The sequence below is a fragment of the Intrasporangium sp. genome, assembly GCF_035280925.1.
Taxonomy (GTDB): domain Bacteria; phylum Actinomycetota; class Actinomycetes; order Actinomycetales; family Dermatophilaceae; genus Intrasporangium.
Genome location: NZ_DATEEY010000042.1, coordinates 12,811 through 26,878, shown reverse-complemented (window position 1 = coordinate 26,878; position 14,068 = coordinate 12,811). Strand labels below are relative to the sequence as shown.

The following is a 14,068-nucleotide window of genomic DNA, read 5'->3' as shown; positions in this document are numbered from 1 at the left end:
GCGAACACCGGGAGCACCGGCGGCACCGCAGTCCGCGACCCGATCCTCGTCGTCGAGGACCTCCACGTGGCCTACGGCCGGGTCGAAGCGGTCCGCGGAGTCTCCTTCTCGGTCGAGCCGGGGGCCCTCGTCACCCTCGTGGGCGCCAACGGCGCCGGCAAGTCCTCGATCATCAACGCGATCTCGGGACTGATCCGTCCGAAGTCAGGGCGGATCACCTTTGCCGGCCGGGACATCACGCGAACCCCGTCCCACCGACTCGTCGGCGAGGGCCTGGTCCAGGTGCCGGAGGGCCGCCAGATCCTCGGCACCCTCACCATCGAGGAGAACCTCCATCTCGGCGGCTGGCACGTCGGGGGGGCCTCCGAGGAAGCGCTCGCGCAGACCTACGACCGCTTCCCGGTCCTGGGTGACCGCCGGAGCCTGCCTGCCGGCTCCCTCTCGGGCGGCGAGCAGCAGATGCTGGCCATCGCACGGGCCCTCGTGGCACGCCCACAGGTGCTCCTCATGGACGAGCCCTCGATGGGCCTCGCGCCCAAGGTCGTCGACGAGGTCTTCCGGGTCGTCGAGGAGATCCGTGCCACCGGTACCACCATCGTGCTCGTGGAGCAGAACGCGCGGCGCGCGCTTCGTGCGGCAGACGACGGCTACGTCCTCCAGACCGGCGAGGTCGTGCATTCCGGCCCCGCCGCCGACCTCCTCGCCGATCCCAAGATCGTCGAGGCCTACCTCGGCGTGGAACCCCAGCGCTGACCCCTCCGCTCCGCATCGAGTGTCGGGAAGATGACCGCGCCCACGGACTACCGCGACCTCCCGACCGGGACCGCCACTGAGCAGGCAGGGCCGCGCTCCCGGCGGCATGGTGGTAGTCCGTCGCCCCAGGGCCCTGTGCACCCCCTGCGGGTGCGGGTGGCTGCGGAGGGACTCAGCGAGCGCGGCGGCGAAGCTCGCTGAGGGCAGCGCGGTAGGTGCGGAAATCGCGGGCCTCCCCCGGGCGGTTGACCTCGAGCCACGCCACCCGGCCGTCCCGGTCAATGAGGAAGGTGGCCCGCAGCGGCGCACCCTGGTCCTCGCTGAAGACCCCATAGCGACGGGTGACCTCGCCGTGCGGCCAGAAGTCGCTGAGCAGGGGGAAGAAATGCCCCTCGAGGTCCGCCCACGCCCGCAGGCTGTACATGGCATCGCACGAGATCGTGAACACCTGGACGTCCCCGTCCTGGAAGTCCTCGAGGCCGTCGCGGATCGCCCTCAGCTCACCGGTGCAGATGCCCGAGAAGGCAAAGGGGTAGAAGACCACGGCCGCGAACTTGGCGCCCCGGACGGAGGACAGCGTGACATCCACCCCGTGCTGGTCGGGGAGGGTGAAGTCCGGAGCCAGCTCGCCTACCCGCGGCGGGCCGACATCTGACTTCGGGCGGGCAGGCGTGGTCATGCCCGCCAGTGTGCCAGTCGGGTGCGCCCGACCGTCACAGTGGCGTCAGCGGCGGGCACCCTTGGGCGGCATGAGCCGGGCACCGGCCCATTCCGAGGCGACGTTGACCTGACCGCCAGTGGTCAGGCCCGCGGTGGACGCCGCTTCCTCGACGTCGCTCGCCTCGACGTGCCCCGGTCGGCCGGCCTTCGGGGTGAACAGCACGATGAAGCCCGCATCGAAGAGCTTCGTCAGTGCGTCGACGAGCAGGTCGACCAGGTCGTCGTCCCCGTCCCGGTACCAGATCACGACGCCGTCAGCACCGTCGTTGAAGTCCTCGTCCTCGAGATCGCTGCCGATGACGTCCTCGATCGCGAACCGCAGGTCGTCATCGACGTCGTCGTCGTATCCGAACTCCTGGATGATCTGTCCGGGCGCGAATCCGAGCTTGGCGAGGGACGCCGCTCCCGCGGTCGTGCTCACAGTCACCGTTCCTTTCGTCGGGATGGGATCTGGGGTGTCGGACGAGCAGGGTCAACGTGCATTCGGTGCAGACCAAGTGCACCGGCTCCGACGCTACCGCGCAACCGGTGTCCACCGGCACGCTTCCGGTCACCCCGGCGTGGCCCGGGCGTGGCCCGGCATCGGTCGGGCCTACCAGCCGATCGGGCGCCCGGGGGGCGGCCGATCGGGCGCCCGGAGGGCAGACCCGGGTGTGACGACCACCACGCTTTGGGGGAGGATGGGAAGCAGCAGCGCTGCGACCAACCGGTCGTGACCGCGTGGCGACGAGAAAGGATCCACGATCGTGGTAGCCGAGGCCGGCCCCATCCTCAACGGCATTCCCAGTCAGCTCCCGGACATCGACCCGGAGGAGACCCAGGAGTGGCTCGACTCCCTCGACGCGGTCCTCGACGAGAAGGGTCGAACGCGAGCCCGATACGTCATGCTCAGGCTCCTGCAGCAGGCGCGCGCCAAGCAGGTCGGGGTCCCATCGCTGACGGCCACCGACTACATCAACACCATCCCACCGGAGCTCGAGCCCTGGTTCCCCGGCGACGAGGAGGTCGAGCGCGAGTTCCGGCGCTACATCCGCTGGAACGCCGCGGTTCTCGTCCACCGGGCCCAGCGGCCCGACATCGGGGTGGGCGGCCACATCTCGACCTACGCGTCGGCGGCGACCCTGTACGAGGTCGGCTTCAACCACTTCTTCCGTGGCAAGGACCACCCGGGCGGCGGCGACCACGTCTTCTTCCAGGGGCACGCCTCGCCCGGCATGTACGCCCGGTCGTTCCTCGAGGGGCAGCTGTCCGAGGCCCAGCTCGACGGCTTCCGGCAGGAGAAGAGCCACATCGTCGACGGCACCATCAAGGCGCTTCCGTCCTACCCGCACCCTCGACTGATGCCCGACTACTGGGAGTTCCCCACCGTCTCCATGGGCCTCGGTCCGATGAACGCGATCTACCAGGCGCAGTTCAACAAGTACGTGCACAACCGCGGCCTGCGGGACACGAGCCAGCAGCACGTGTGGGCCTTCCTCGGCGACGGGGAGATGGACGAGCCCGAGTCGCGCGGCGCGCTGCAGATCGCGGCCATGGAGGAGCTGGACAACCTCACCTTCGTCATCAACTGCAACCTGCAGCGCCTCGACGGTCCGGTCCGCGGCAACGGCAAGATCATCCAGGAGCTGGAGTCCTTCTTCCGAGGCGCGGGCTGGAACGTCATCAAGGTCGTGTGGGGCCGTGGCTGGGACCCGCTGCTCGCCGCTGACCGCGACGGCGCTCTCGTCAACATCATGAACCAGACGAGCGACGGCGACTACCAGACGTTCCGTGCGAACGACGGCAAGTACGTCCGGGACCACTTCTTCGCGCGCGACCCGCGCACGCTCAAGATGGTCGAGCAGTGGACGGACGACCAGGTCTGGTGGGACCTCAAACGCGGTGGCCACGACTACCACAAGGTCTACGCGGCCTACAAGGCAGCGATGGAGCACACCGGTCAACCGACGGTGATCCTCGCCAAGACGATCAAGGGCTACGGGCTCGGGTCGCACTTCGCTGGTCGCAACGCGACGCACCAGATGAAGAAGATGACCCTTGAGGACCTCAAGCAGTTCCGCGACTCGCTGCGCATCCCGATCACCGACGAGCAGCTCGAAGCCGACCCGTACCGCCCGCCCTACTACCACCCGGGCGACGACCACCACACCATCCGCTACGCCATCGACCGGAGGCAGAAGCTCGGCGGCACGCTCCCCCGCCGCAAGGTCGACTTCGAGCCGATCAAGCTGCCCGGCGACGAGGCCTACGCCCAGATCAAGAAGGGGTCGGGCAAGCAGGAGGTCGCCACGACCATGGCGTTCGTGCGGCTGCTCAAGGACCTGCTGCGCGACAAGGAGTTCGGCAAGCGGGTCGTGCCGATCATCCCCGACGAGGCGCGCACCTTCGGCATGGACGCGTTCTTCCCGACCATCAAGATCTACAACCCTCACGGACAGAACTACACGCCGGTGGACGCCGAGCTGATGCTCGCGTACCGCGAGCACGAGCAGGGCCAGATCCTCCATCTCGGCATCAACGAGGGTGGGTCGGTGGCCGCGTTCATCGCCGCGGGCACGTCCTACGCGACCCACGGCCTGCCGATGATCCCGGTCTACGTGTTCTACTCGATGTTCGGCTTCCAGCGGACCGGTGACGGCCTCTGGGCGGCCGCCGACCAGATGACCCGTGGCTTCCTCATCGGCGCGACCGCGGGGCGCACGACCCTGACCGGTGAGGGGCTGCAGCACGCCGACGGGCACAGCCCGCTGCTGGCCTCGACCAACCCGGCGGTCGTCCACTACGACCCGGCCTACGGGTACGAGATCGCGCACATCGTGCAGGACGGGTTGCGCCGCATGTACGGCGAGGGCCTGTCGAGCGACGCCGCCAACCTCATCTACTACCTCACCGTCTACAACGAGCCGATCGTCCAGCCGGTGGAGCCGGAGAACGTCGATGTCGAGGGCATCCTCAAGGGGATGTACAAGCTGTCGGCCGCCAACACCGACGGTTGGCAGCACACGCCGGCGCGCGCCCAGCTGCTCGCCTCGGGCGTCGGTGTGCCGTGGGCGCTCGAGGCCCAGCAGCTGCTCGCCGACGACTGGGGTGTCGCCGCTGACGTGTGGTCCGTGACCTCCTGGAACGAGCTGCGCCGCGACGGGCTGGCGGCTGACGAGCAGGCGTTCCTCCGTCCGGACGAGGAGCGGCGGGTGCCCTGGGTGACGCAGTGCCTCCAGGACGCAGAGGGCCCGGTCATCGCCGTCTCCGACTACATGCGAGCCGTGCAGGACCAGATCCGCGAGTGGGTCCCCGGCACCTACGCCAGTCTCGGTGCCGACGGCTTCGGGTTCTCCGACACCCGACCGGCCGCTCGCCGCTTCTTCCACATCGACGGTCCGTCGATGGCGGTCCGCACCCTCCAGCTGCTCGCCCAGGAGGGCAAGATCCCGGCCGATGTCCCGCAGCAGGCGGCGGAGCGCTACCGCCTCGACGACGTCACGGCCGGCACGTCCGGCAACGCCGGGGGCGAGTCCTAGCAGCCAGCAGACCCGTTGAGCCCGCTCCCGGCTGGGAGCGGGCTCAGCGGCATACGACATCGTTGGATACTTATGCGTGACTGTGCATATACTTGCAGCCGTGTCCAAAGTCTTGACGTCCCTGCCTGTCGGTGAACGAGTCGGGATCGCCTTCTCCGGCGGTCTCGACACCTCGGTGGCGGTCGCGTGGATGCGCGAGAAGGGTGCCGTCCCATGCACGTACACCGCGGATCTCGGCCAGTACGACGAACCGGACATCGGGTCCGTCCCGGGCCGCGCCGGGGTGTACGGCGCGGAGATCTCACGCCTCGTCGACTGCAGGACGGCACTCGTCGAGGAGGGCCTGTCCGCGATCGCGTGCGGCGCCTTCCACATCCGCAGCGGAGGCAGGACCTACTTCAACACCACTCCCCTGGGCCGCGTCGTCACGGGGACGCTGCTCGTGCGAGCCATGCATGAGGACAGCGTGTCCATCTGGGGCGACGGGTCCACGTTCAAGGGCAACGACATCGAGCGGTTCTACCGCTACGGGCTGATGGCCAACCCCCAGCTGCGCATCTACAAGCCGTGGCTCGACGCGGACTTCGTCAGCGAGCTCGGCGGCCGCCAGGAGATGTCCGAGTGGCTGACCGTCCGGGAGCTGCCCTATCGGGCCAGTGCGGAGAAGGCCTACTCCACCGATGCGAACATCTGGGGCGCCACCCATGAGGCGAAGACCCTCGAGTACCTCGACGAGTCCATGGAGATCGTCGAGCCCATCATGGGCGTGCGGTTCTGGGACCCGTCCGTCGAGATCGACACCGAGGACGTCACGATCCGATGGGAGCAGGGCCGCCCCGTTGCCATCAACGGCGTGGACCACCCAGACCCGGTCGCGCTCGTCACGGAGGCGAACACGATCGGTGGCCGCCACGGTCTGGGCATGAGCGACCAGATCGAGAACCGCATCATCGAGGCGAAGTCCCGTGGCATCTACGAGGCGCCCGCGATGGCCCTGCTGCACCTGACGTATGAGCGACTGCTCAACGCGATCCACAACGAGGACACGATCGCCAACTACCACGCCGAGGGGCGGCGGCTGGGGAGGCTGCTGTACGAAGGGCGCTGGCTCGACCCGCAGAGCCTGATGGTCCGGGAGTCGATCCAGCGGTGGGTCGCCTCTGCCGTCACGGGCGAGGTGACCGTGCGCCTTCGGCGTGGGGACGACTGGTCGATCGTCGACACGACTGGCCCGGCCTTCAGCTACCACCCCGAGAAGCTGTCGATGGAGCGCACCGAGCACGCCGCCTTCGGCCCGGTCGACCGCATCGGGCAGCTGACGATGCGCAACCTCGACATCGCCGACTCCCGTGCCAAGCTCGAGCTCTACGCCACGCAGGGGCTGCTCGGCTCCCGCAACGCCCAGCTCGTCGGAGAGCTGGCGCCCGGTGGTGCGGCAGCGATCTCGGCCAACCCGGCCGCGGCCGACGTCGACGCCCAGGACGACGCGCTGGACCGTGCCGCCATGGAGTTCGGCACGGACTGACTGGCTGGTTGGCCCCAAGCGTGGGTCATCCCGGCGGGCGCCAGCCGTGCCCTCCAGTTCCGCACCTCATCCTCGCCAAGGCGAGGTGCCGGCGGCAGCGGAGGCCCTCAGGTCCGCGGCAGCTTCGCCCCGGCGATGTTGTGGCCGTCGGGCGAGGCGCCGGTTGGGGACCCTGGTCCGGATCTGGCGGGAAAGCGCGACCGCTGCCCGCCAAACGCGGGCCCCGGTCCCGATCTGGCGGGATGCTGCGCCGACAACTCGTCGGCGCTGCATCGGGGCCTCCCGGCAACGACGTCAGCTGCCCGCGAGGAACTCCGCCTTTGCGGCCACGCCGACGTCCGCCTGGTCGGTGAAGAGACCGTCGATGCCGGTCTCGAGGAAGGTGACCTGCTCCTCGAGGGCTCGTCCGAAGGCAGTCGGGTCGGCGCCGGCACGCAGCTCGACTGGCAGGAAGGTGTTCTCCGCGCGGAACGTCCACGGGTGAACCTTGAGGCCTGCGGCGTGGGCGGCGGAGACGAGGCCCGTCGGGCTGCCCAGGGTCCCGTCGCTCCTGCGCGGGATGACCAGCGACTTCTCGGGGCCGATGCCGTTGATCGTGTTGCCGAGCGCGAGGAGGCTGTGTGGCTGGACGAGGTCACGGTATGTGCGCGGGTCGCCCTTGGCGACGAGGTCATAGGGCGCTCCGCTGGTCACGAGGAAGACGAGCGGCACTCGGACCCCGTGCTCGTCGCGCAGCTCGAAGAGGTTGGACAGCTCGAACGACTGGATGTAGATCGGCGCATTCCGGCGGTCGAGGTGGTGCCGGCGCACGGCGTCGGCGACCTTCGCCTCGAGGTCGAGGCCGGCTTCGTCGAAGAACGTCGGGTGCTTCGTCTCCGGGTAGACGCCGACCTCTCGCCCCAGCTCACTGGTCAGCCGCTCGCGCAGCTCGAGGACCTCTTCGAAGGTTGGCACCTCGAACCTGTGGTCCCACATGGTGCTCTCCTGCCGGACCTGCGGCAGGCGCTCCTTGGCGCGCAGGGTCTTCAGCTCGGCGAGGGTGAAGTCGGTCGTGAACCATCCGGTCACGGGACGCCCATCGATGGACTTCGTGGTCCGCCGGGAGGCGAACTCGGGTCGCTCGGCGACATCCGTCGTCTCCGAGATCTCGGGCTCGTGGCGAGCGACGAGGACGCCGTCCTTGGTCGAGACCAGGTCAGGCTCGATGAAGTCGGCGCCCATGCGCGCTGCGAGCTCATACGCGGCGAGGGTGTGCTCCGGACGGTACCCGGACGCACCGCGGTGGGCGACGACGAGCGGCTCGACCGCCTGCCGCCGCGGCTGGTCCGTCGTCGTGGCGGTGCTCGGTGGGGCGATCGTGCCCGTGGTGAGTGCCGTGGGGGCAACGGCCGCAACGAGGGCCGCTGCGGTGAGAACTGGGCTGAGTCGCTTCATGGCCCAATTCACCCGGCCGTGCGCAACCGCGATGGGGCCGTTCTCCGACGGGGTGATGACATGTCGGTGAAGTGTGTGCTGCGCGGCGCGCCGCGACCTCACGCCCGATATGGGGCGGTATGTTCGCGCCCGTGGACTCGCGCGTGGACTCGATGACCGAGCAGGTGCAGGTCAGACGCCAGTACGAGCGAGCCGACAAGCTCCTGACCCGCGCCGGCGTCTGGGGCCCGGGACCCGATGGTGTCACTCCTGTGGACGTGCTGCTGACCGCCGTCCTGTCGGCCCGACCACGAGAGATCCTCGAGATCGGCTGCGGGACAGGCCAGTTCGCCAAGGCCGTCATTACCGCCATGCCGGATTGCGTCTACCTCGCGACCGACGAGTCAGAGGGCAAGGTCGCCGCGACCAAGCGCCTCGGCGTTGCGGCTCGACAAGCCGACGCCACGCAGCTGCCGTTCATGGCCGAGACGTTCGACGGCGTCGTCGCCGCGTGGATGCTCTATCACGTGCCGGACCTCGACCGTGCCCTTCGAGAGATGCGCCGCGTCCTCCGGCCCGGTGGACAGCTCACCGTCGCAACGAACGGCGATCTCCATCTGGCCGAGCTCCTGCTCGAGGCCGGCGGCGAGCCTCTCGTCACGCAGTTCTCCTCCGAGAACGCGGCAGAGTCCCTGCGACGTCACTTCCGGCACGTGACCCAGCGCGACATCGAGACCCGCGCGACCTTCCCCGACCATGCCTCTGCCGTGGCCTATCTGGGAACGTTCTCCGAGGAGCTGGCCGCTGGACTGCCCTGGTTCGACGGCCCTCGGGAGTATTCGGGCCTCACCTCGGTCCTCACCGCACACTGACGGTTTGTCCGCGACATACAAAGCACCACACCGCAATCGCGATCGAGTCCGATTGAGTCCGATCGAGCGAACACCGTCTGGCCCGAGAGCTGTTCACTCGATCGGGCTGGGGGCGCGGGTGGCGGGCCCGGCCGTAGGCTGAGGCTCGTGACTGCACCCGAGCGGCGCCGACCGAGCAGCGAGACCTCGCGCGCCGTCGATCGCAGCACCGGCGAGCTGGCGACCCTCGCCGCTCGCCGCATGGAGGAGAACCTCGCCTGGTACCGCGACCTTCCCGCAGCCGAGCGGTCCCAGGTCGGGCTGGTCGCCCAAGCCGGCATCTCGGAGTTCATCGCCTGGTTCCGGACCCACGAGGACAGCGCTCCCTCGGCCATCTCCATCTTCGCCAAGGCGCCGCAGGAGCTGACGCGCACGGTGAGCCTGCGGCAGACCCTCGACCTCGTCCGGACCGTCGTCGAGGTCGTCGAGGCCAGGGTCGAGAGCCTGGCCGGTCCGGGCGACGAGCAGCTGCTGCGCGAGTCCGTGCTGCGCTTCAGTCGCGAGATCGCCTTCGCCGCCGCTGAGGTCTATGCGGGCGCAGCCGAGGCACGGGGCGCCTGGGACGCGCGACTCGAGTCTCTCGTGGTCGATGCCGTGCTCCGGGGCGAGGCCGACGACTCGATGCAGTCGCGTGCTGCGGCGCTCGGCTGGGACGAGGTCGGGCACGTCACCGTCGTCGTCGGAACCACTCCCATGACCGATGGTGGCGCCGCGGCGTCGGTGGACGCCGTGCGACGCGCCGTCCGACACGAGGGCGGCGAGGCGCTGGCCATCGTGCAGCGCACGCGGCTCATCGCGATCCTCGGGGGCACCGAGGACCCCCTGGCCGTCGTCTCCGCCGTGTCGGAACGGTTCGGGGAGGGCCCGATCGTCGTCGGGCCAACGGTCCCCCATCTCTTCGCGGCAGGCCGGTCGGCCCGGGCAGCCCTGAGCGGACACTCCGCGGCCGCTGCCTGGCCTGCGGCTCCCCGCATCGTGGAGTCGCAGGCCCTCCTTCCGGAGCGCGCGCTTGCCGGCGATGTCCCGGCGCAACGCCTGCTCGTGGACCAGGTCCACCGACCCCTCGCCCGGTCGGCCCAGCGCGCGCTCCTCGCCACGGCCGAGGCCTACCTCGAGAGCGGTCGCTCCCTCGAGGCGACGTCCCGGGCCCTGTTCATCCACCCCAACACGGTCCGCTACCGGCTCGGCCGGATCGAGGACCTGACCCATTTCGACCTGACCGAACCTCGCGACGCCTGGGCGGCCGGCATCGCCCTGGCCCTCGGCCGGCTCTCCGATGCAGAGCGCGCCACCCGCGCCAGCCCCAGACCGCAGTTGGAGGAAACCTCCAAACCAGTCCAGTCGACTTCGTGACATTCGGAGTCTCCATCCGGGCTCTCGATCCGGGAGGCTGGACAGGTGCTAGCGATCGTGTGCCCCGGACAGGGATCCCAGACCCCCGGCTTCCTCACCCCTTGGCTGGAGGTCGACGGCGTCCGCGACCAGCTCGTGCGCCTCTCCGAGTCGACCGGCATCGACCTCGTCGCTCACGGCACGACCTCGGATGCCGAGACCATCAAGGACACCGCGATCGCCCAGCCCCTCATCGTGGGTGCCGGCCTGGTCTCGCTCCCGCCGTTGCTCGGCGACGCCGTCGTCACCCTCGACGGCGTCGGTCTCGTGGCGGGCCACTCGGTCGGTGAGATCACCGCCTCGGCCGCCGCGGGTGTCCTCGACGCCGGTGACGCGGTCGTCTTCGTCCGTGAGCGCGGTCGGGCCATGGCTGCCGCCAGCGCCGCAACCCCGACCGGCATGGCCGCGGTCCTCGGCGGTGACCCGGACGACGTGCTCGCCACCCTCGAGCGCCACGGCCTCACCCCGGCCAACGTCAACGGTGCCGGGCAGACCGTCGCGGCCGGCACGCTCGAGCAGCTCGAGGCCCTCCAGGCGGATCCCCCGGCCAAGGCTCGCGTCATCCCGCTCCAGGTCGCCGGGGCCTTCCACACCCACCACATGGCGCCCGCGGTCAGCGTCCTCGAGGAGCTGGCCGAGACCACCCAGACCCGGTCCCCGTCAGTCACCCTGCTGTCCAACGCGGACGGCCGGCCCGTCACCGATGGGCGCGAGACCCTCGACCGCCTCGTGCGTCAGGTGAGCAACCCGGTCCGCTGGGATCTCTGCATGGAGAGCATGCTGGAGCTCGGTGTCACGGGTCTCATCGAGCTCCCCCCAGCGGGAGCCCTCGTGGGCCTGGCCAAGCGGGCCATGAAGGGCGTCGAGACGCTCGCCCTCAAGACCCCGGACGACCTCGAGGCCGCCCGACGCATGATCTCGGCGCACGCCGGCACCACGACGACGCAAGCCGCTTCCCCTTCCGCACGAGTCGACGAAGAGTGAGGCTTTTCCTGTGACTTCATCCACCACCACCCCCACGCCCAAGGGCACCGGCGCGATCATCGATCCGGGCAGCCCACGCCACTCCCGCATCGTGGGGGTCGGCGCCTACCGACCGGCCCGGGTCGTCACCAACGCCGAGATCGTGGACAAGATCGACTCGAGCGACGAGTGGATCCGTGAGCGCTCCGGCATCGTCAGCCGTCACTGGGCGGCCGAGGACGAGAGCGTCATCGACATGGCCGAGCACGCGGCCCGGCAGGCACTCGACCACGCCGGCATCACGCCCGACCAGCTCGGCTTCGTCCTCATGGCGACGGTGACCCACCCGTACCAGACCCCCGCCGCCGCACCGGAGCTCGCCGCCCGACTCGGCTCGACCGCCCCGGCGATGGACATCTCGGCCGCTTGCGCGGGCTACTGCTACGGCGTCGCCACGGCCAGCGACATGGTCAAGGGCGGGTCTGCCGACTACGTCCTCGTCATCGGTGTCGAGAAGCTGACCGACTTCACCGACCCCTACGACCGCGGCACGGCCTTCATCTTCGGCGACGGTGCAGGCGCAGCCGTCATCGGCCCGTCGGACACCCCCGGGATCGGCCCGACGGTCTGGGGCTCCGACGGGGGACAACGCGACGTCATCTCGAACCGGCACTCGTGGCTGGAGGTCCGGGACATCTTGGGCGACGGCGGCGCCGAGGCGGCCCAGGCCAGCGCTGCCGAGACCGCCACGATGGAGGGCGCAGGCAGGAAGGGCTGGCCCATGCTGACCATGGCGGGCCAGAGCGTCTTCCGCTGGGCAGTCTGGGGCATGGCTCCGATCGCACAGCAGGCGATCGACCGGGCGGGCATCAAGGCGGACGACCTCGACGCCTTCATCCCGCACCAGGCCAACATCCGCATCGTCGACGCCATGGTCAAGCAGCTCAAGCTGCCGCCGGACATCCCCGTCGCGCGCGACATCGTCACGACGGCCAACACCTCTGCAGCCTCGATCCCGATCGCCACGACCCGGATGCTCGCCGAGGGCGAGATCCCCAGTGGCGGCCTCGCGCTGCAGATCGGCTTCGGGGCCGGCCTGGTCTACGCGGCCCAGGTCATCGTCCTCCCCTGAGGACCTCCCGTTTCCCGCTTGTCCCGACGGGTACTCGGGGCCACATCACCAAGTGACCACCATCAAGTGACCACCTAAGGAGCAGCACATGGCTCAGTCCGAGCAGGAGATCCTCGAGGGTCTCGCTGAGATCGTCAACGAGGAGACCGGCCTCGACACCGCGTCGGTGGAGATGGACAAGTCCTTCACCGAGGACCTCGACATCGACTCCCTCTCGATGATGACGATCGTCGTCAACGCGGAGGAGAAGTTCGGCGTCCGCATCCCCGACAATGAGGTCAAGAACCTCAAGACGGTCCGCGACGCCGTCAGCTACATCGGCAACGCGCAGGGCTGAGCGACCTCCCCGGAGCCCGATGGCTGGGTCCCGCCGGGAGGCACGGACCCAGCCCAGCGGCATACGGAATCTCTCCACAACGAACGAACCACCCGACTTCACCTGACGAGGAGCACCTCACCATGACGTCAAACCGACGCGTTGTCGTCACCGGCCTGGGCGCCACGACGCCCGTGGGGGGCACTGCCCCCGAGACGTGGGAAGCCATTCTCGCCGGGCGCTCCGGAGCCCGAACGATGGACTTCGACTGGGTGGCCAAGTACGAGCTGCCCGTGACCTTCGCCGCCACGATCGCGACGAAGCCCGAGGAGGTGCTCGCCAAGGTCGAGACCCGACGCCTTGACCCCTCCAGCCAGTACGCCCTCATCGCGACGCGTGAGGCCTGGGCCGACGCCGGCAAGCCCGAGGTCGAGCCCGAGCGGCTCGGCACCGCGATCGGGTCCGGCATCGGTGGTGTCTGGACGCTGCTCGACCAGTGGGACACCCTGAGGGAGAAGGGTCCGCGTCGGGTCTACCCACTCGCCGTCCCGATGCTCATGCCCAACGGCCCGTCGGCGGCGGTCTCGCTCGAGCTGGGGGCCCGCGCCGGCGTCCACACGCTCGTCAGCGCGTGCTCGTCCGGAGCGGAGAGCATGGGCTACGCGATCGACATGATCCGCAGCGGCCGGGCTGACGTCGTCGTCGCCGGCGGCACGGAAGCGGCCGTGCACGCGCTGCCGATTGCCGGGTTCGCCGCCATGCAGGCCCTGTCGACCCGCAACGACGAACCCGAGAAGGCGTCCCGGCCCTACGACACGGAGCGTGACGGCTTCGTCCTCGGGGAGGGTGCCGCCGTCGTCGTCCTCGAGTCGGAGGAGCATGCCAGGGCTCGTGGCGCGCGGATCTATGCCGAGCTCGCCTCGGTCGGCCTGTCGGGTGACGCCCACCACATCACCGCCCCGGAGCCGCAGGGCTCCGGCGCCTCGCGCGCCATGGTCTTCGCGGTCGAGGGGGCGGGCCTGTCGCTCGGCGACATCAGTCACATCAACGTGCACGCCACGTCGACACCGGTCGGTGACATCGCGGAGTACCACGCGATCAAGCGAGCCTTCGGCGACCGGACGGACGACATCGCCGTCACGGCGACGAAGTCCATGACCGGTCACCTGCTCGGTGCTGCCGGCGCGCTCGAGGCCGTCCTCACGATCCTCGCCATCCACCACCGCACCGTGCCGGCGACGATCAACCTCGACAACCAGGACCCCGAGATCCCGCTCAACGTGGTCACGGGCGAGCACCTCAGGCTCCCCGCCGGCGACGTGGCCGCCCTGAACAACTCGTTCGGCTTCGGCGGTCACAACGTCGCCCTCGCCATCACGAGCGTCTGACGACGCAACCACCCGCGGACGTATGCCGCTGAGCTGG

The 14,068-nt window shown here is 69.6% G+C and carries 12 protein-coding genes; 9 read left to right on the top strand and 3 right to left on the bottom strand.

Annotated elements, in window-relative coordinates; translation table 11 throughout:
* Nucleotides 1–42: 42 nt before the first annotated feature.
* Nucleotides 43–753, top strand: coding sequence for an ABC transporter ATP-binding protein (locus tag VJN29_RS04450; protein ID WP_324142400.1), 711 nt, complete (start codon nucleotides 43–45; stop codon nucleotides 751–753).
* Nucleotides 754–925: 172 nt separating this feature from the next.
* Here the strand turns inward: VJN29_RS04450 and VJN29_RS04445 are convergent, their stop codons facing one another.
* Both VJN29_RS04445 and VJN29_RS04440 read right to left on the bottom strand, forming a co-directional pair.
* Nucleotides 926–1,432, bottom strand: coding sequence for a peroxiredoxin (locus tag VJN29_RS04445; protein ID WP_324142375.1), 507 nt, complete (start codon nucleotides 1,430–1,432; stop codon nucleotides 926–928).
* Between the two features lie 45 nt (nucleotides 1,433–1,477).
* Entirely contained in the window at nucleotides 1,478–1,894 is a 417-nt protein-coding gene (locus tag VJN29_RS04440) for a DUF3052 domain-containing protein (RefSeq protein WP_324142374.1), read from the bottom strand.
* Between the two features lie 325 nt (nucleotides 1,895–2,219).
* Between VJN29_RS04440 and aceE the strand changes: the two genes are divergently transcribed.
* A complete protein-coding gene (aceE, locus tag VJN29_RS04435) occupies nucleotides 2,220–4,991 on the top strand; it encodes a pyruvate dehydrogenase (acetyl-transferring), homodimeric type (protein WP_324142373.1) in 2,772 nt (923 codons plus the stop codon).
* A gap of 100 nt (nucleotides 4,992–5,091) precedes the next feature.
* Complete coding sequence (gene argG / locus VJN29_RS04430) at nucleotides 5,092–6,516, top strand: argininosuccinate synthase (protein ID WP_324142372.1); 1,425 nt, start codon at nucleotides 5,092–5,094, stop codon at nucleotides 6,514–6,516.
* A 294-nt stretch (nucleotides 6,517–6,810) separates the two neighbouring features.
* Here argG and VJN29_RS04425 read toward each other — a convergent pair whose 3' ends face one another.
* Entirely contained in the window at nucleotides 6,811–7,950 is a 1,140-nt protein-coding gene (locus VJN29_RS04425) for a glycerophosphodiester phosphodiesterase (protein ID WP_324142371.1), read from the bottom strand.
* A 131-nt stretch (nucleotides 7,951–8,081) separates the two neighbouring features.
* On the opposite strand from VJN29_RS04425, the gene VJN29_RS04420 reads away from it, so the two are divergent.
* The 6 genes from VJN29_RS04420 (at nucleotide 8,082) to fabF (ending at nucleotide 14,031) form a co-directional block, all read left to right on the top strand.
* Complete coding sequence (locus VJN29_RS04420; protein ID WP_324142370.1) at nucleotides 8,082–8,801, top strand: class I SAM-dependent methyltransferase; 720 nt, start codon at nucleotides 8,082–8,084, stop codon at nucleotides 8,799–8,801.
* Between the two features lie 147 nt (nucleotides 8,802–8,948).
* Entirely contained in the window at nucleotides 8,949–10,193 is a 1,245-nt protein-coding gene (locus VJN29_RS04415) for a helix-turn-helix domain-containing protein (protein ID WP_324142369.1), read from the top strand.
* Between the two features lie 45 nt (nucleotides 10,194–10,238).
* Complete coding sequence (locus VJN29_RS04410) at nucleotides 10,239–11,216, top strand: ACP S-malonyltransferase (RefSeq protein WP_324142368.1); 978 nt, start codon at nucleotides 10,239–10,241, stop codon at nucleotides 11,214–11,216.
* Nucleotides 11,217–11,226: 10 nt separating this feature from the next.
* Nucleotides 11,227–12,327, top strand: coding sequence for a beta-ketoacyl-ACP synthase III (locus VJN29_RS04405; protein WP_324142367.1), 1,101 nt, complete (start codon nucleotides 11,227–11,229; stop codon nucleotides 12,325–12,327).
* A gap of 88 nt (nucleotides 12,328–12,415) precedes the next feature.
* On the top strand, nucleotides 12,416–12,664 hold the full coding sequence (locus VJN29_RS04400) for an acyl carrier protein (RefSeq protein ID WP_324142366.1): 249 nt from the start codon (nucleotides 12,416–12,418) through the stop codon (nucleotides 12,662–12,664).
* A 122-nt stretch (nucleotides 12,665–12,786) separates the two neighbouring features.
* Nucleotides 12,787–14,031, top strand: coding sequence for a beta-ketoacyl-ACP synthase II (fabF, locus tag VJN29_RS04395; protein ID WP_324142365.1), 1,245 nt, complete (start codon nucleotides 12,787–12,789; stop codon nucleotides 14,029–14,031).
* Nucleotides 14,032–14,068 lie beyond the last annotated feature (37 nt).

Excerpts from the sequence above, each read along its gene's own strand:
- VJN29_RS04445 (WP_324142375.1), bottom strand. The coding sequence starts at position 1,432 with ATGACCACGCCTGCCCGCCCGAAGTCAGATGTCGGCCCGCCGCGGGTA.
- VJN29_RS04425 (WP_324142371.1), bottom strand. The coding sequence starts at position 7,950 with ATGAAGCGACTCAGCCCAGTTCTCACCGCAGCGGCCCTCGTTGCGGCC.
- VJN29_RS04400 (WP_324142366.1), top strand. The coding sequence starts at position 12,416 with ATGGCTCAGTCCGAGCAGGAGATCCTCGAGGGTCTCGCTGAGATCGTC.
- fabF (WP_324142365.1), top strand. The coding sequence starts at position 12,787 with ATGACGTCAAACCGACGCGTTGTCGTCACCGGCCTGGGCGCCACGACG.